This is a genomic window from Bacillus stercoris (assembly GCF_029772985.1).
Lineage (GTDB): Bacteria > Bacillota > Bacilli > Bacillales > Bacillaceae > Bacillus > Bacillus stercoris.
Window position 1 is genome coordinate 3,210,711 of record NZ_CP121861.1, and the last position, 16,533, is coordinate 3,227,243.

Here is a 16,533-nt window from a genome sequence, read left to right on the forward strand (position 1 = left end):
AGCCCAATTCCTAGGAATGGAGTTGAATCCTCTTGCATTACAGTTACTATCCCTATCCGGTGCCGTACCGGGAAGATCCTGTTTTGATTCGGAATTTGCAGAAGGCCATCAACGGAGAATTCAGTGCAATTCAATGCTACCGCAGGCTTGCCGAACTAGCCCACCGCGATGAAGTCAGAAAACAGATTGAAGAAATCAGACGTGACGAGATCCGCCACCTTCGTGAATTTTCCACACTGTACGGATCGATTACCGGCAAGCACATCATGCCGAAACAAACGGAAGAGTGCCCGGACCATTTCACGAGAGGACTGGACGCCGCTTTTAAAGATGAACAAGAAACCGTCGACTTTTACTTGCGTGCAGCCGAGGAAACGTCAAACTTAAAAGCGAAAGGCGTCTTCACGCGCGCCGCACGTGATGAACAAAATCACGCTGTCTGGTTCCTATACTATCTGGCCAAACGTTAGATATACCCGTTTTAGGGTATATGTACATATCTCCTCAGCTAAAAACACATTCCTCCGTTTTTTTCAAATGCAGCCGGGAAACATAAAACCATACATTGCCATACAGGGGGAATCAACCATGGAGCAATATTCAGAAGCTTGTATTGAGGCTTGCATTGATTGTATGGAGGCTTGCAATCATTGTTTTACAAAATGCCTGGATGAAAGCGCGCATCACGATCTCAGCGGCTGCATCCGGCTTGACAGGGAATGCGCGGATATTTGCGCGCTGGCAGTCAAAGCCATGCAAACGGACAGCCCGTTTTTGAAAGAAATTTGTGCACTTTGCGCCGATATTTGTGAAGCGTGCGGCACTGAATGCGAAAAGCATGATCACGATCATTGCCAAGCATGTGCGAAAGCCTGCTTCGCCTGCGCTGAACAATGCCGCAGCATGGCGGCGTCTTAAAAGACGGAGAGGGTTCAATGATTGAACCCTCTTTTTTATTTGGACAGCCACACGGAGTACAAATCAATCCATCCCTCTTCATCAAGCACCAGGCCTTTTACATTGTTACTTGATGTCACCTGTAACACATTTTGATATAGCGGAATTGCATTCAGCTCCTGTGTAAGCTGACGGTCAATGTCACGCAGGATATTCATTCTCGAACAGCGGTCAGGCATGGAAAACATCCGCTCTATCATTCCCGAGCAGAATTGTGTCAGCTTTTCAGATAGATGCTGGCACAAGAAACTGTTCTCCGACAGCAGCAAATGCAGAAAACCAAACTCGGTATCTTGATAAAACGTCGCACTGTCATGAATGATATCCGCCATCTGCACGACTTCCGGCCGTCGCAGATTATCAGCATCACAGAATTGAAGTGTAAGCTTGATCCCGTGTTGGGCGCACATATTTTGAATCCATTCGGCGTCCTCACGATGATCTGTTTCCGAAAAGGTATACAGCACCATTGTTTCGCCCTCGTATCCGCTTTTCTTCAACAATTCAGATGGCGTAACGCCCTCTAACTCAAAAGAACTCGAATGCCAAAAGGACGTAACCGGGATTCTTCGGTGCCCTCCCGCTTCACGAACGAGCCGTTCAGAGGAAATCAACAGCCGGAGCGCTTTTCTAAAGCTTCGGTGCTGAAGAGGCCCCTTCTTTTTCAGATTGAGCGACAAATACTGGACATGCCGCTCATCAAAAACAGTTTGCTGCTCAAGACATGTTTGTTTTTCTTGAATGGTAAATCCGTTCATCTCACCGGCTTGTTCAGAAAACACAAACTCCACGCGATCCAAATAGGGGCGCCCCTTGAAGTAGCGCTCATAGGCTTCAAGCACAAGCATCCAGCCGTGATGCTGATTCACCCGAAAAGGCCCTGTTCCATTGATCCCGCAGCCCTGTTCTGCCGACAATATGGACAGCCGTTCGTCACAAAGAGCATACGGCAAAAACTCATTCGGCTTATCAAGTATGATCTCCACACAATAAGGGCCCTTTTCTAAGACTTGTTTCACTCCGTGCAGCAGCCATTTATACGGGTTGTCAGCCAGTTCCAAAAAGCGCTGAAACGTAAACGCAACGTCCCGCGATGTCAGCAGCTGCCCATTATGAAACGACACACCTTTTCGAAGAAAAAATCTCCACCGTTTTTTTCCATCCTCTTCCCATCCATGAACCAAATGAGGCTTCGGCTCCTGCATATCCGGATCAAACGTGAGAAGCGTATCAAATATCTGTTTGACGAAATGGCCCTCAGACCGCAAAAATATTTGGCATGGATCAAAACTGCTGGCAGATTCAGGGGAGATGAACATCCGGAGAACATCCTTTTCTCCATCCCGGCCGGACTCTGTCACAAAACCAAATACCTCAGAAAACCACATACCATATTCATTTTGAAGCTCCGGAAACGCTGACTGATACTGCTGAAGCAGCTCCTCTGCCTTTTTAAGCTTTCCAGCCATGGTATATTCCTTGGCAGTTTGAAGAAGCAGTTCCTCAGGCCTCCGAAGAAACGCGATTTTTGATTTACGGCCGCGCCCCGCCCCGCTTTCCCGGGTAATCCAATTGCTGTTCTCCAGCTTATGTAAAATGAGCTTTGCATTTCTTTCCGTACAAAATAAACTGTCGGCAATCTCAGTGAGCGTCATTTCGTTCATTTGCCCATACTCAGCCCGTCCTGTTTTTACAAGTGCCACGTAGTGCTCAATTAGCTTCAATCCCCGCACCTCCCGACAAAAGGGGAACTTTTATCTCTTCTTTTCTTCACTTTTTGGGTCGCCGCCCCTTCTATACACTACTACTATATCAAACACCGAAAGGCGGCGATCACATGCTGACCAGCTTTCAATCTATTAAATCAAGATATACCGCTCCCGTTTGGCTCCGCTTTTTCGGCGAAATGCTGACAAGCCTGACAGGTGCAATGATGGGACCTTTTATGGTGCTGTATCTGCATGAACAATTAAACGGCAATGTCATGATGCCAATGCTGATCATCAGCCTTCAGCCATTTGCTGATCTTTTCCTGACGCTCGCTGCCGGACGGGTGACGGACCAGCTTGGTCGGCGTACAGCGATTTTGATCGCATTGCTTCTGCAATCATCTGCAATGACAGGGTTTGTATTTGCTGAGCATGCGTATGTTTTCGCCATTCTTTATGTCGTGAATGGCATCGGAAGATCGTTATACATTCCCGCTTCCCGCGCCCAAATCGCCGAAAGCACGCCAGAAAGCAGACGTTCGGAAGTATTTGCGGTCATCAACGCGATCTATTCAGCCGGCCTGACGGCAGGGCCGCTGCTCGGAATGCTCCTGTACAAACAAAATCCTGAATGGATATTCGCTTTAGATGCCGCAGCCTTGTTCATCTACTTTCTGGCAGCTGCATTGAAACTTCCCGAGACAAAGCCGCAAAACACAGCTGTGACACAGGAAAAGTCAGCGAGCTTTACGATATACAGGCCCGTCCTGCTTCTTTTGCTGCTTTCTCTCCCCATCAGCATGTTATATGCGCAAACAGAAACAACATACCGACTGTTCAGCAAAAATATGTTTTCTGATTATCTGTCCATGCTGACCATCTACTCAGCAGCAAAGGCTTTATTCAGCTTTGTTTTCCAGGTTCCTCTTGTCAAAGGGACTGAAAAGCTTACAATGAAAACGATTCTTTTCATTACTTATATCTGCTACTCCCTTGCGGCTGCCGGCTTTGCATGCTCAACATCCCCGACAATGCTTTTAGTGACGGCAGCGGTGATGACGGTTGGCGAAAGCATCGGATTAACTCACATCCAGACCTTCATCTCAAAATTGGCACCGCCTCATTTGCTTGGCCGGTTCTATGCTGTCTATGGTCTGCATTGGGATATATCCCGCTCAATCGGACCGCTCGCGGGCGGGCTGATCCTGACATCGTTTGGCGGAGAAGTGATATTTTACGCCCTTGCCGTGTGTCTGCTGGCAGCGGGTTTATGCCTGACTTACACAATAGAGAAGCTCGAACATAAGGTCATAAGAAAAGTGAATCACTAATAGAAAATAATTCATAATTTCTTTATCAACAAAAATATACTATAGTTATAAATACATTCACTACGTGAACAATTGGAGTGTTACGTGAAAAAGGAAGAAGGGTTTTACATTGAAGAAAGACGAAAATCTCCTCAAAGATCTATGGTTTATCGCAATCAGTGCAGCCGGGGGGTTTATTCTTTCATTAACCGGAATATCAATTGGATGGATGATCGGAACGCTGATTGTCGCCTGCTGCCTCGCCATGATACGGCCGGCATGGCTGATGATGGCACCAGACCAAAAAGGAATTAACCGACGATGGCTCGCCCTCGGGCAGATGATCCTCGGCATCGAATTGGGCCAAAAGCTGAATTTATCCGTTCTCTCTGTTCTCAAAGACCATTGGTTTTCAGTCGGCGTTATGCTGATATTGTCTATCCTGCTGGCCATGCTGTCAGGATATGTGCTTTGGCGTTTCAGCAAAACGGATATGATGACTAGCTTTGTCGGCACAGCTCCCGGCGGGCTTTCCGCTATGCCGAGCATCGCACAGGAGGTCGGCGCCAACACCGCCATTGTCAGCCTCGTGCAAATGATGCGGGTACTGCTCGTGGTCCTTTCCATTCCGTTTTTGGTTATCATGATCTATACAAAACAAGACAGTTCCACAAGTGCTGCAGCAGGACTTTCTTCAGCAACGACAGATTTTAGGCTCGCTCCCGTTTTGTGGACCGTCATTCTGATTCTCGCTGCCTGGGGAGCCTGTAAAGCGGCGAAATGTTTAAAGTTTCCGGCTCCATGGCTGCTTGGCAGCATGCTTGGTGTAGCAATTGTACACGTTGGCGGAGCTGCGGTGATAGGGCACGACATGACGGCATGGTGGCCGTCACAAGCGAACCATGTATCACAAGTATTTCTCGGGGCAACGATCGGCTCTAAAATGTACAAAAGCATGTTTGCCGGCGTCACCCGCATTATCATCGTCGGGTTTGTCTCGTCCGTCGGTTTAATCGCAGCTATGTTTTTGAGCGCCGTGATCGTTTCCGAACTGACAGGAATCTCGCTCATCACCTCTGTTCTGGCATTTGCGCCCGGCGGGATTGCAGAGATGGCGACGACGTCAGTTACATTACATGCTGATTCCACCTTTGTCGTTGCGGTTCAGGTCATCCGCGTCATCCTTGTCATTGCCCTGCTGCCGCCGTTTTATCGTCTGCTTCACCATCTCCATGGTGAAAAAAAAGGAAAAGAGGGCTCGATCAGCAGCAATGCATAATTGGAAACAAAATCCTTCCGTGATACACTTATAGCAGATGGGGAAGGAGTGACTCTTTTGCTGCGCGACAATCCAGAGAAGGCAATGCACTTATATTATGGCATATGCTTAGGAATCTGGCTGATTTATAATTTGGTGGCAACCGGCTCCCCCGGACTGCCTCTTACGATTTTAGTCGGAGGAAATTTGATTTACCTCATCATCCTGAAAAAGAAAGAAAAAACGTAAAAAACACGCACCGCAGTGCGTGTTTTTTATTTGAAAATGCCGGGAAGGCCTCCTTCAATTTCTTCTGACGTCGGATACCATTTTGTCACAAGATCACGAAACAGCCGTTCCGCAAAAAGAATTTCCTCCTCGGTATAGCGGTCAAAAAATGACAGAAAACGCTGTTCAGCCTTCTGATGATAATATTTGTGCAAATTGTGCAGCTTTTTCCCAGCAGGCGTCAATCGGAAGTAGACTTCCTTTTTATTATCGCTGAGCTGTGTTCTGTGCAGGAAGCCTGCGCCGAGCAATTTTGTGCTGATGCGTGATACAGTCGCTTTTGTCGTATTCATTTTTTCTGCTATCGACGTGACATTGATTGGTTCATTGTCCCCGACACAGGACAGAACATGAATTTCTGTCATCGTCAATTGAGATTTACTCCCGTGCTCTACATCTAGCTTCCTCAATTCGTCGGATAAAAAAGCTTTAATAAGCCCCTCCCATTTCTCCTGCTGATGAATGAGCTCCGCATACAATTCAAAAAGATTGCGTTTCGTATGATCTGTGTTCATCGGGTTTTCCATCCTTTTTCATTCGATTGTTTCTTCTATCATACCGTTTTGTTACAGATGAAACAATCGAATTGAATTATACTCGGCTGGTGACGGAAAACCAGCGGCTGATCCCTTTTTGAATCACCTCGGCACAATCGGGCGCTGATGCATCTACCGCCCAGGCTACATGTCCATCAGGACGAATCAATATGGTATGCACATCCCGCAACTTTTCATTCGGTTCTGCAAGCGAGGCGTTTACCGTTCGTAAGCCTTTCACATTGATATGATCATCAGCTTCCTGCATCAACGACAGCAAAACGAATGTCCCGTTTCGGAGAAGGCTGTACAGCCATTCCGAACTGGCGTCGGAAAGAATCAGCTCCATATCAGGGAGCCTTGCCCCGTTCAAAGGATGCGGCGGCATGATAAGATCAGCTTCATATCTGACATCGAGCGCAGAAATTTGCCCCGCTACATATCGATTCACATCAGGGAAGGCCAGCAGCTCCGACATCATCCCCCGCAAATGGAGGCCTGCTTGAGTAAAATCAATCAGCCTTGTCTGTGCCTCCGTGTTCCTCAAGAGCCCTTCAGCTGCCGGGTGCCGCTCGTCATGGTAGCTGTCCAAAAGCCATGAAGGCGCAGAGCCCTTGATCGCCGCCGCCAGCTTCCACCCAAGGTTCATCGCATCCTGAAGGCCGACATTCAATCCTTGCCCGCCCGCTGGAAAATGAATATGTGCGGCATCACCTGCTAGAAAGATTCTGCCGTTACGATACCGTTTCGCTTGGCGCGCGGCGTTCCCGAACCGCGACATCCACGAAGGGTCGGTTAAACCGAAGTCAGTCCCGCAAATTCGCAGAAGGTCAGCTTTCAGCTCTTCCTCAGTCACCGGCACATCTTTCGGCGTTTGTGTGCGATAAGGGCTGACGACAACTACACGGTATTGGCCTGGTGATAACGGAACAATCATAACACCGCCCTCATTTGTGCAAAGGGACAGTACTCCTGACGGCGGCGGAGAATGGAGCACCACATCTCCAAGCGCAGCGGTGACAGTACTGTCTGTTCCCGGAAACTCAATTCCAGCCTGTTTCCGGACGGTACTTCCACCGCCATCGGCACCAACGGCAAACTTACTTGTGATCGTCCGTACACTGCCGTCCCGATCCTTAAAAATCGTTTGCACCGCTTCCCCATTTTGCGTAACCGCGAGCGCCTCTGCCCCCCGAAACACCTCTGCACCCAGACGTCGTACATGATCTTCAAGCAGCTTTTCTGTTTTGGACTGCGGGAGCAAAAGCGTGTAAGGGCAACTCGTATCCAAGCCTGAAAAATCCAGACGGGTATCCAGCATTGAAAAATGTCCGGAAGGTATCTTGCTTCCCTTGGATACGAACCGCTCTAAAATCCCTCTCATCTCAAGGAGCTCCAGCGTTCGGGGATGCAGCGTCAACGCTTTGGAATGTGGAACAGGTTTTTCAAGCCGTTCAATCACACATGTTTTCACCCCGGCCATCGCAAGCTCAGAAGCCAGCATAAATCCGACCGGCCCTCCACCTATAATCACTGCTTCATATTTCATCATCATTCACCACTCCTTTTGTTTCATAAAAAACGAACAAAACCCAATAAAAATGGACCTCCAATCAAAAAGTATACGAATATTGTTACATACGTAACAATATTGATTATAGCTCGTTACAAATTTTTCTTCAACACATTTTTCCAAACGGCATACAAAAAGACGCCTCTTCAATTAGCGTCTTTTTATTCGGCATCAGAAATCACACCGACAATATTTTTTTCTCTTATCGGACCAAAATGCCGACTGTCGAAGCTGTATATGCGATTATCTCCAACGACAAAATATTTTCCTTTCGGCACCTTGCTTGTTCCCGTCACATCTTTCAAAGAAAAATCACCTGTTACATGGCTTCCGGCAGAAACGGATTTTAAATGCTTCAAAAATGGCTCAGCAACCTGCTTTCCGTTCACATACAGCTGATCATCCTGATATTTGATCGTTTCACCGGGCAAGCCGATCACCCGTTTAATCAGCACTTTATGATCAGGGCCTTTAAAAAGAACGATGTCAAAACGATGGATGGTTTTAAATCGATGTGAAAATTTATTGACCAACAATTCGTTCCCTTCCTGAAACGTCGGGTTCATACTGACACCTTCTACCTTGTAATCAATAAAGACGGCATTTTTAACCTGAATGGCGAGAACGACGGACACTACACCGGCAAGAAACAAAAACCGTTTTTTCATGTTACTGTCTCCCTCCATCATGCTCACGCTGACTGGCTCTTACATGCAGATGCCGCTCCACCTTTTTGCCGACATACCATAAGACAGTGATCACCAATACGGCGATGACCGTTCGAATCGGCTGTGTAATCAGCGCGTGCAGATCATATCCGATGAAGCTGATCATAAAAATCATGACAAGCTTCCCTGAGGCTGCCGCCAAAATAAACGGCCGCGTTCCGATCCTTGACAAACCGGCAACAACATTCACCGCGGCTGACGGTGTAAATGGAAAACAAAGCAGAAGAAACATGGGGCCGAAGCCGTGTCTTTCCACCCATAACATCAGCTTTCTGACAGACGGATGACTGCGGATAAATCCAAGCAATTTTCTCTGTCCGTATTGACGGACGATCAAAAATACGAGAATGGAACCAGCAGTTGACCCTGCCCAGGACAGGATGAATCCTTCCCATAAGCCAAACGAGTTCGTATTCGCCACCACAAACACGATCAGCGGCAAAAATGGGAGAAACGCTTCAATTAAAGGCAGCAGCACAGCTATGAGCGGACCGAAAGCCCTATAGCTTTGAAATAATTCAGTTAAATGTTCTTGTGTCAAATAGGATAAAAAATGCTCCAACATTTATACTCCTTACCGGGTTTGTCTATCCTTATTCTACACATTATCAGCAGAAAACTAAAAAGTTTTGGTGTTTTTTTCTGTCTTGAAACATTTCACCAGCCGATATAGAATACAAATAGAACAAATGTTCCCTTTAGAAGGAAGGAGTCAACATGCCGAATCTGCAAGAGGAAATATACGATTTAATTGAACGTGCTCTCTTTTTGCCCATGGCCATTACGATTTTTAACCGTGATCTCGCCGCAATTGAAGAAAGCACATTAAAATTGAAGCATCCTTATAAACAGCTTATCAGCGAATCATTAAAAATAGCACAAAAGGATTTGATAGAGGTCAGAAAAGAACTGAGGAAAAGGAAAATTGCGATCCGCGAGATGGAACGCGATGAGGCGTTTACGCTCTATGTATTTGTCATGGATGGTTATGAAGAAAAGCACCGCTATTTTAATCCCCGAATCCGTGAGCAGGTCAGCGAATTATTAACATGCTATCTATTTGCCCCGGACAGGACCTGAGCCTTTTGAATCATATTGTCCGTTCCCTCTTCGGGGCGGTCCCGATCATAAATTTCAGACAATTCACACTATACAAACAAAATAAATTTATTTATAATTCGAACCACAGCCTCTCACCCCGAAATATGACATGTACTGCCATATCGACGACACCATTTTCAGTACGGCCGGGCTTGTACACCCCCAATCCTAATGAGAAGGAGGATTTTATGAAACTGATTCACGTTCTCGCCGCGTTGCCCTTTATCGGAATCTTACTCGGCATCCCTTTTGCAAATAAAGTGACCCCCTATGTGTTCGGCATGCCGTTTATCCTTGCCTATATTGTGATGTGGGCTCTTTTGACCTCTGCGCTGATGGCAATTGTGTATGTCCTCGACAAGGAAAATAAAAAGGAGGAAGCAGAATGAACGCAGCTCTCATCATCATTTTTGGCGTCCTGCTCTTGAGTATTTTTCTCGGTATACGCGCCCAAAAAGGAAAAGACATGAACCTGGAGCAGTGGACGGTCGGAGGACGCGGCTTCGGAACTGTGTTCGTCTTCCTTTTGATGGCAGGCGAAATTTACACTACTTTTACGTTTCTCGGCGGCAGCGGCTGGGCCTACGGAAAGGGCGGTCCAGCCTTTTATATCATCGCCTACGGATGCCTAGCCTACATCCTTTCTTACTGGCTTCTTCCGGCAGTTTGGACGTACGCGAAACAGCATAAACTAATGTCGCAGTCTGATTTTTTCACAAAAAAATACAACAGTCCGCTGCTTGGCATTCTCGTTTCACTGGTCGGCATTGCCGCACTCATTCCCTATCTTGTACTGCAGCTGAAAGGCCTCGGGCTGATTGTATCGGAAACCTCGTACGGCAAAATCACCCCGACCGCCGCCATCTGGATCGGTGCCATTTCCATTACGGTTTATGTTATGGTTTCCGGCATTCACGGGTCAGCCTGGATATCGGTTGTGAAGGACATCATGATTCTGGTTGTCGTTCTGTTTTTAGGTGTGTATTTGCCAATTCATTACTACGGCGGATTTCAAGACATGTTTCAGCAGATTGAAACGGCAAAGCCTGGCTTTCTTACACTGCCCGAAACAGGACAAAGTACGGCGTGGTTCAGTTCAACCGTACTCTTGACAGCGCTTGGGTTTTACATGTGGCCTCACACGTTTTCCGCTTCGTATTCAGCTGAAAACCCAAAAGTCTTTCGCAAAAACGCCATCATCATGCCTTTGTACCAGCTGGTCCTGCTCTTCGTCCTTTTCGTTGGCTTCGCGGCTATCCTGCAAGTTCCAGATCTGAAAGGCGCAGACGGGGATTTATCGCTTTTGAGACTGTCCCTGCAAGCATTTGACCCATGGTTTGTCGGAATTATCGGTGCTGCCGGACTGCTGACAGCACTTGTGCCAGGCTCTATGATCTTAATGTCCGCCTCCACGCTGTTTGCAAAAAATGTGTACAAGGTAATCGCACCCCGCACGACAGAACAGCAAGTATCGGCGCTTGCTAAGTTTTTAGTGCCGGTGATCGCGCTGATTTCGGTGTATTTTACCTTCAAAGGCGGGAATACCATCGTTACGCTGCTTTTGATGGGCTACAGCCTTGTCACACAGCTATTCCCCGCCCTTTTGTTCAGCCTGTTCAAGCATAATATGGTGACAAAGCAGGGAGCCTTCGCCGGCATTATTGCAGGTGTTGGAGCAGTTACTTATATTACAATGACGGAAACGACGATCGGCACTTTATTTCCGGCGCTGCCGCAAGCCGCAAAAGACTTGAATGTCGGCATCGTCGCCCTGCTTTTGAATATCACGGTCATGACGGCAGTCAGCCTTATGACAAGGAAGGCGAAAAGCGCTGCGGCCGATCAGGCGGCTTAAGCAATAGAAAAAGCAATCTGGACACCAGATTGCTTTTTCTTGTTTACCGTTCACAGGCGATAAGATCTTTATCGCGGTCTTTCTTTTTATTGGCATCATAAAGGTCCTTAGAGACGTAAGGCTTGTACTTCGTTTTTCCGCCTTTATTTTTCACCTTCGATGTGCGGGCCACTCCGCCTTTGTATACTTTGTTTAACTCCTTGCAGTTCTTATAGACCTTCACTTTTGTTTTGGCTTCCGCCACATGGTCAGCTCCGTATGAAAAACCGAAAACGAGACCGAGTGACAGCAAAACCGCCGCCGCCTTTTTCATGACAATTCACTCCCCCAACACCCAATATTTAGTTGATTTATAGCTCGAATTTATCATAATTCATATAGTCTTATTTGACAAGATAAATATGGAAGAAGAGTTTGTTTTTCTTGTTTTCTTTTTCCTTCACTATTCAAACTGCCAACACATGTTTTTCTCTACATGCTCAGGGGTACACATACGAATGTACACCAAACAGAAAAGGAGCGTTGATGATGTCTGATTCAAACCTTACGAATCCTATAAAAGCATTTTTTCATGATGAATTTCCTGAACAATATCAAGAGCCGCCAGGCCTGCAAAAGAACATGAAGCCTGTTCCTGATTGCGGAGAAAAAAGCTACAAGGGGTCAGGTAAACTAATCGGCCGAAAAGCGCTTGTCACCGGCGGCGATTCCGGCATCGGCCGCGCTGCCGCGATCGCTTACGCCAGAGAAGGCGCCGACGTGGCCATTAACTACTTGCCCGAGGAACAGCCAGATGCTGAAGAGGTAAAAGAACTCATAGAAGCAGAAGGTCGAAAAGCAGTGCTGATCCCCGGAGACTTGAGCGACGAATCCTTTTGCCAGGATCTGGTCAAACAGGCGCAGCAGGAGCTCGGAGGACTGGATGTGCTGGCGCTCGTTGCAGGCAAACAGCAAGCAGTCGAAAACATCGAAGATCTGCCTACTGAACAAATCTATAAAACATTTGAAGTGAACGTCTTCTCCCTTTACTGGGTTGTAAAAGCGGCGCTTCCGTATTTGCCGGAGGGATCTTCAATTATCACAACTACCTCAGTTGAAGGCTACAATCCAAGCCCGATGCTGTTAGATTACGCAGCGACGAAAAACGCCATTATCGGCTTTACCGTCGGACTGGGAAAACAGCTGGCTTCCAAAGGAATCAGAGTGAATTCAGTTGCGCCCGGACCCATTTGGACACCGCTGCAAATATCCGGCGGACAGCCGACGGAAAACATCCCGAAATTCGGACAAGGCACGCCTCCAGCTCCATTAAACCGCGCTGGACAGCCAGCGGAATTGGCGGATGTTTATGTATTTTTAGCTTCAGAGAATTCAAGCTATGTAACATCTCAGGTATATGGCATCACCGGAGGAATTCCGACGGCATAGCTTTATGAAAGGAGCTGCCCTGTGGGTCAGCTCCTTTCTATTTTCTAATACCGCTCCCCGAGCTCACGCAAAATAAAATCATAAATCATCTTCGTCCGCTCTTCCTTCGGGTACAGCATAAATTCCTGCCTTTTCGGCACGCGGTGGTCGATTCTGTCTTGGAATTTGGTTCTGAGCCACGCTGTTCGGTATACCTGGTTCTCGAACGAATTATAGGAGATCGGCAGCTCCAACGTTTTCCCATTCGAAAACGTCACTTCCGTATCGTCGAATTCAGTCGCTTTGAATTCTTTTACATGCACATGGGAAATCCAGCCGCATTGAGGTCTTGTCGAAGAAAGTGTAGGGAATAAAAAGATTTGGTTCGAAGGGTCCACCATGATTGGCGGCTTGTGTGAAATTTTTGTCACTTCATAAGTTCCTGCTTTTCTTCCCGCATAGCTTGATCCAAAAAATCGGCAGCTTCTGTCGACAATTTGCAGCGGCTTCATGCTGACATAAAACACACAATCTTTTTCAATAATTTTGGAACAGATTTTGCCGTCTATTTCTTCTGGCAGCACGGCAATTGTTGCGCCGTTCACTTCATACGATTCTAAAGGTGCGTCTGTTTTCTGACTCATATTTTGGCCCCCATCCTTTTTCTGCAAAATTTATACTAATAATCTATCATCTGTTTTTATAAAACGACAGGTTTTTTTAACAATTAAGATAAAATCATCTTTTAATGATATTTAATGGTACTAAATGACTAGTAATAAACCGATTTTACTTTGATTAGACTTGCCGGTTTACGGCATTTTGCAGGATATGTCGATAGATTGCCAAGTATTAGTTGTCTAAAAATTATAAAAATTTATTGATTTTTTCGACCGTTATCCATATACTATAAAAAAGGCATTGGGGGGATTCTTTATGAAAGAGAAAAAATCGTACACTGAGCTCATGAAGTCCCGCAACACGCAAAAAACAAAAGAACTTGATGTCACAATGACGGATGTCTATATTCAAATGGTGCTCGATGAATCCTTGTATAAGCGTCGGCTGGCCATGCTGACGGACCAAATCGACAAAGCCTTGGACGAAAAAGATAAAGATGCGTTTCTGACGCTCTCTAAAGAATATGCAACGCTCAAGCAGAGCGAATAAGCCAATCCTTAAGGATTGGCTTTTTATTATCCATTCACAATTGTTCCGCCATTGACGTGAATCGTCTGTCCTGTGACATATGTGGAATCGTCGCTGGCTAGGTATAAATAGCTTGGCGCCACTTCGACCGGCTGTCCCGGGCGCTCCATCGGCACGTCTGAACCAAACACTTCCACGTCTTTTGCGGCAAAGCTGGCCGGGATAAGCGGTGTCCAAATGGGACCCGGTGCCACCGCATTGACCCGTATGCCCTGCTGAACAAGCGACTGGGAAAGGGATCTTGTAAACGTAACGATCGCTCCTTTTGTCGCTGAATAATCGATCAGCGTTTTATTGCCTTTATAGGCGGTAATTGAGGCGGTATTAATGATAGAGCTCCCTTTTTTTAAATGAGGCAGCACTGCCTTTGTTAAGTAAAACATGGAAAAAATGTTTGTTTGGAAGGTTCTGAGCAGCTGGTGGCTGGTGATTTTTTCAATGCTGGGCTGGACATGCTGCTCAGCTGCATTGTTAACCAATATATCAATGGATGGAAACGCTTGGCTTGCCCGCCCGACTACATCATTGCAAAACGCTTCATCCCCGACATCTCCTGCAATCAGCAGGCATTTTACCCCTTCCTTTTCTACATACTGCTTTGTTTCCTCGGCGTCCTGATGTTCATTCAAATATACAATGACCACATTAGCCCCTTCTTTTGCGAATAACACCGATACAGCGCGTCCAATTCCGCTGTCTCCTCCAGTAATAATAGCCGTTTTGCCCTCTAATTTTTTCGCTTTCTTCGGCTTATCAAAAACCGGACGCGGGTCCATGAGATATTCAAAACCAGGCTGCTGGTTCTGGTGCTGAGGCGGTAATGTTTTCTTTTTTTGATTCGCCAATGAAATCACTCCTTTTCAACCTTATTATGTTATGAACAATGCCTGCTTCCTATGTATGAAAAGATAGAATATGGAAAAATTAAGAATAAATCTGATTGGAGGTATAACGGCTTGGCTAATCAACATTTTGCAAAGGAAGCACCTGAAACATACTGGAAAACATCAACTGACCTGCCTTCTTTTCCTGCGCTTCAAGAGGACACTGAATGTGACGTCACCATTATCGGAGGCGGGATTACAGGCATTACAACGGCATATGAACTTACGAAAAGAGGCTTCCGTGTTGTCTTGATTGAAGCAAATCAGGTTCTCAACGGGACCACTGCCCACACAACGGCTAAAGTTACCGCACAGCATGACATGATATACGACGAATTTATCCGCAATTTCGGATTAAACCATGCGAGGCTTTATTATGAAGCAAACCAAAATGCAATTGATTACATAAAAGGAATTGTGGATGAACATCAAATTGACTGTGAATGGGTTGAGCAAGACGCATATCTTTACACAGCAAATGAAAATGCTGTTCAAAAAATCCGTACTGAGCATGAGGCATACACAAAACTCGGAATTGAAAGAGACCTTATCAAGGATCTTCCGATTCCTGTAGGTTCTAAGCTGGCGCTTGTCATGAAGAATCAAGCTCAATTTCATCCGCTGCAATACTTAAAAGCGCTTCTGGAGCAAATTGTTCAAAAAGGCGGCCGAATTTATGAAGAGACCGTTGCGCTTGATATCAAAAAAGGCGAAAGGCCCGAAGTGATAACAAAAAGCCAGCACGCCATTAAGAGCCGCTTTGTCATATGCTGTTCCCACTTCCCTTTTTATGACGGAGGCGGATTATATGCTGCGAGAATGTATTCTGACAGATCTTATGTCCTCGCCATCAAGCCGAAGATCGAGTATCCCGAGGGCATGTATTTGAGTATCGATCAGCCGTCAGTGGCCCTTCGCTATACGGTTGCAAACGGTGAAAAGCTGATTCTCTTTAGTGGAGTAAGCCATAAAACAGGCCAGGGAAAAGACATGTCCACACATTATGAAACACTGAGACAACTGGCCGAAAGCACCATCGGCATCGAAAGCATCCCATATTATTGGTCCACCCAAGATCTTGTGACGATCGACAAAATCCCGTTTATCGGGCCGATGTCGGAAAATGAGGACAATATTCTGGTAGCGACCGGGTTCAAAAAATGGGGCATGACTGCATCGGGGGTCGCAGCCAATTTATTATCGGACCTTGTAGAGAAAAAAGATAATCCTTACGAAAGCATTTTCACACCGTCCCGGTTCCATCTGAACCCCGGTTTGCAGAAAGTGATTTCCTACAATGCCGATGTCGCCAAGCAATTAATTAAAGGAAAGCTTGAAAAGCCTGATGTCCAATTTGAAGACATTGCGCCTGGAGAAGGAAAAGCCGTTACCATAAACGGCAGGCGGGCGGGTGCATTTCGGGATGAGGCAGGCTGCCTCCATCTCGTTGATACAACCTGTACCCATTTAGGCTGCGAGGTCGAGTGGAACGACAGCGAGCATACATGGGATTGTCCGTGCCACGGATCACGCTTTAAGCCTTCTGGCGAAGTTGTAGAGGGTCCGGCCATTAAACCATTAAAGCAAATATATCTCGATTAAACCGTTCATTTTAATGAACGGTTTTTCAAATATTTTTCATCTGCAGCTTCATTCATGTTTCCCTTGGCCGATAAAAAAGTAAAAGGCTTAAAAAGCCAAAAAGTAAAAATTATATT

Annotated in this window: 19 protein-coding genes; 11 read left to right on the plus strand and 8 right to left on the minus strand. The window is 46.4% G+C overall.

Features of this window, described 5'->3' with window-relative positions; genetic code table 11:
• Positions 1-32 precede the first annotated feature (32 nt).
• Both QA442_RS16760 and QA442_RS16765 read left to right on the plus strand, forming a co-directional pair.
• A complete protein-coding gene (locus QA442_RS16760) occupies positions 33-470 on the plus strand; it encodes a ferritin family protein (protein WP_040083516.1) in 438 nt (145 codons plus the stop codon).
• A 118-nt stretch (positions 471-588) separates the two neighbouring features.
• Positions 589-918, plus strand: a complete 330-nt coding sequence (locus QA442_RS16765; protein WP_095432673.1) for a four-helix bundle copper-binding protein — start codon at positions 589-591, stop codon at positions 916-918.
• Between the two features lie 35 nt (positions 919-953).
• On the opposite strand, the gene QA442_RS16770 is transcribed toward QA442_RS16765, so the two are convergent.
• Positions 954-2,681: an SgrR family transcriptional regulator gene (locus QA442_RS16770; protein WP_095432674.1), complete on the minus strand. Its 1,728-nt coding sequence runs from the start codon at positions 2,679-2,681 to the stop codon at positions 954-956.
• A gap of 113 nt (positions 2,682-2,794) precedes the next feature.
• Between QA442_RS16770 and QA442_RS16775 the strand changes: the two genes are divergently transcribed.
• The 3 genes from QA442_RS16775 to QA442_RS16785 all read left to right on the plus strand — a co-directional run bounded on the left by QA442_RS16775 (position 2,795) and on the right by QA442_RS16785 (position 5,483).
• A complete protein-coding gene (locus QA442_RS16775) occupies positions 2,795-3,997 on the plus strand; it encodes an MDR family MFS transporter (RefSeq protein ID WP_095432675.1) in 1,203 nt (400 codons plus the stop codon).
• Positions 3,998-4,106: 109 nt separating this feature from the next.
• A complete protein-coding gene (locus QA442_RS16780) occupies positions 4,107-5,255 on the plus strand; it encodes an AbrB family transcriptional regulator (protein WP_095432676.1) in 1,149 nt (382 codons plus the stop codon).
• Complete coding sequence (locus QA442_RS16785; RefSeq protein ID WP_095432677.1) at positions 5,256-5,483, plus strand: hypothetical protein; 228 nt, start codon at positions 5,256-5,258, stop codon at positions 5,481-5,483.
• Positions 5,484-5,509: 26 nt separating this feature from the next.
• Here the strand turns inward: QA442_RS16785 and QA442_RS16790 are convergent, their stop codons facing one another.
• The 4 genes from QA442_RS16790 to QA442_RS16805 form a co-directional block, all read right to left on the minus strand.
• Positions 5,510-6,037 (minus strand): MarR family transcriptional regulator, encoded by a 528-nt coding sequence (locus QA442_RS16790; protein ID WP_014663451.1) that lies wholly within the window; start codon positions 6,035-6,037, stop codon positions 5,510-5,512.
• A 76-nt stretch (positions 6,038-6,113) separates the two neighbouring features.
• Positions 6,114-7,613, minus strand: a complete 1,500-nt coding sequence (locus QA442_RS16795; RefSeq protein ID WP_095432678.1) for a monooxygenase — start codon at positions 7,611-7,613, stop codon at positions 6,114-6,116.
• Between the two features lie 179 nt (positions 7,614-7,792).
• The gene (gene lepB, locus QA442_RS16800; protein WP_014663449.1) at positions 7,793-8,299 is read right to left on the minus strand and encodes a signal peptidase I; all 507 of its coding nucleotides are present in this window, start codon (positions 8,297-8,299) and stop codon (positions 7,793-7,795) included.
• 1 nt (position 8,300) lies between these two features.
• A complete protein-coding gene (locus QA442_RS16805) occupies positions 8,301-8,924 on the minus strand; it encodes a TVP38/TMEM64 family protein (protein WP_014663448.1) in 624 nt (207 codons plus the stop codon).
• Between the two features lie 152 nt (positions 8,925-9,076).
• Here QA442_RS16805 and QA442_RS16810 point away from each other — a divergent pair, with 152 nt between their 5' ends.
• The 3 genes from QA442_RS16810 (at position 9,077) to QA442_RS16820 (ending at position 11,315) form a co-directional block, all read left to right on the plus strand.
• Positions 9,077-9,439 (plus strand): YhjD family protein, encoded by a 363-nt coding sequence (locus QA442_RS16810; RefSeq protein WP_069149320.1) that lies wholly within the window; start codon positions 9,077-9,079, stop codon positions 9,437-9,439.
• A gap of 209 nt (positions 9,440-9,648) precedes the next feature.
• Positions 9,649-9,849, plus strand: coding sequence for a DUF3311 domain-containing protein (locus QA442_RS16815; protein WP_003224377.1), 201 nt, complete (start codon positions 9,649-9,651; stop codon positions 9,847-9,849).
• Positions 9,846-11,315, plus strand: coding sequence for a sodium:solute symporter family protein (locus QA442_RS16820; protein ID WP_095432679.1), 1,470 nt, complete (start codon positions 9,846-9,848; stop codon positions 11,313-11,315). Before QA442_RS16815 ends, QA442_RS16820 begins: the two co-directional genes overlap by 4 nt.
• Positions 11,316-11,358: 43 nt before the next feature.
• On the opposite strand, the gene QA442_RS16825 is transcribed toward QA442_RS16820, so the two are convergent.
• A complete protein-coding gene (locus tag QA442_RS16825; RefSeq protein ID WP_014663444.1) occupies positions 11,359-11,628 on the minus strand; it encodes an excalibur calcium-binding domain-containing protein in 270 nt (89 codons plus the stop codon).
• 215 nt (positions 11,629-11,843) lie between these two features.
• Between QA442_RS16825 and QA442_RS16830 the strand changes: the two genes are divergently transcribed.
• Entirely contained in the window at positions 11,844-12,743 is a 900-nt protein-coding gene (locus QA442_RS16830; RefSeq protein WP_095432680.1) for an SDR family oxidoreductase, read from the plus strand.
• A gap of 44 nt (positions 12,744-12,787) precedes the next feature.
• On the opposite strand, the gene comK is transcribed toward QA442_RS16830, so the two are convergent.
• Positions 12,788-13,366, minus strand: a complete 579-nt coding sequence (gene comK / locus QA442_RS16835) for a competence transcription factor ComK (RefSeq protein WP_095432681.1) — start codon at positions 13,364-13,366, stop codon at positions 12,788-12,790.
• A gap of 292 nt (positions 13,367-13,658) precedes the next feature.
• Between comK and QA442_RS16840 the strand changes: the two genes are divergently transcribed.
• The gene (locus QA442_RS16840; protein ID WP_071582266.1) at positions 13,659-13,892 is read left to right on the plus strand and encodes an IDEAL domain-containing protein; all 234 of its coding nucleotides are present in this window, start codon (positions 13,659-13,661) and stop codon (positions 13,890-13,892) included.
• A gap of 26 nt (positions 13,893-13,918) precedes the next feature.
• On the opposite strand, the gene QA442_RS16845 is transcribed toward QA442_RS16840, so the two are convergent.
• On the minus strand, positions 13,919-14,776 hold the full coding sequence (locus QA442_RS16845; protein ID WP_014663440.1) for an SDR family oxidoreductase: 858 nt from the start codon (positions 14,774-14,776) through the stop codon (positions 13,919-13,921).
• Between the two features lie 111 nt (positions 14,777-14,887).
• On the opposite strand from QA442_RS16845, the gene QA442_RS16850 reads away from it, so the two are divergent.
• Positions 14,888-16,417, plus strand: coding sequence for an FAD-dependent oxidoreductase (locus QA442_RS16850; RefSeq protein WP_095432682.1), 1,530 nt, complete (start codon positions 14,888-14,890; stop codon positions 16,415-16,417).
• Positions 16,418-16,533 lie beyond the last annotated feature (116 nt).

Bases quoted from the DNA above. Each gene is read 5' to 3' on its own strand.
- QA442_RS16765 (WP_095432673.1), top strand. From the start codon at position 589: ATGGAGCAATATTCAGAAGCTTGTATTGAGGCTTGCATTGATTGTATG.
- QA442_RS16775 (WP_095432675.1), top strand. From the start codon at position 2,795: ATGCTGACCAGCTTTCAATCTATTAAATCAAGATATACCGCTCCCGTT.
- QA442_RS16790 (WP_014663451.1), bottom strand. From the start codon at position 6,037: ATGAACACAGATCATACGAAACGCAATCTTTTTGAATTGTATGCGGAG.
- QA442_RS16795 (WP_095432678.1), bottom strand. From the start codon at position 7,613: ATGATGATGAAATATGAAGCAGTGATTATAGGTGGAGGGCCGGTCGGA.
- lepB (WP_014663449.1), bottom strand. From the start codon at position 8,299: ATGAAAAAACGGTTTTTGTTTCTTGCCGGTGTAGTGTCCGTCGTTCTC.
- QA442_RS16805 (WP_014663448.1), bottom strand. From the start codon at position 8,924: ATGTTGGAGCATTTTTTATCCTATTTGACACAAGAACATTTAACTGAA.
- QA442_RS16810 (WP_069149320.1), top strand. From the start codon at position 9,077: ATGCCGAATCTGCAAGAGGAAATATACGATTTAATTGAACGTGCTCTC.
- QA442_RS16815 (WP_003224377.1), top strand. From the start codon at position 9,649: ATGAAACTGATTCACGTTCTCGCCGCGTTGCCCTTTATCGGAATCTTA.
- QA442_RS16820 (WP_095432679.1), top strand. From the start codon at position 9,846: ATGAACGCAGCTCTCATCATCATTTTTGGCGTCCTGCTCTTGAGTATT.
- QA442_RS16825 (WP_014663444.1), bottom strand. From the start codon at position 11,628: ATGAAAAAGGCGGCGGCGGTTTTGCTGTCACTCGGTCTCGTTTTCGGT.
- QA442_RS16830 (WP_095432680.1), top strand. From the start codon at position 11,844: ATGTCTGATTCAAACCTTACGAATCCTATAAAAGCATTTTTTCATGAT.
- comK (WP_095432681.1), bottom strand. From the start codon at position 13,366: ATGAGTCAGAAAACAGACGCACCTTTAGAATCGTATGAAGTGAACGGC.
- QA442_RS16840 (WP_071582266.1), top strand. From the start codon at position 13,659: ATGAAAGAGAAAAAATCGTACACTGAGCTCATGAAGTCCCGCAACACG.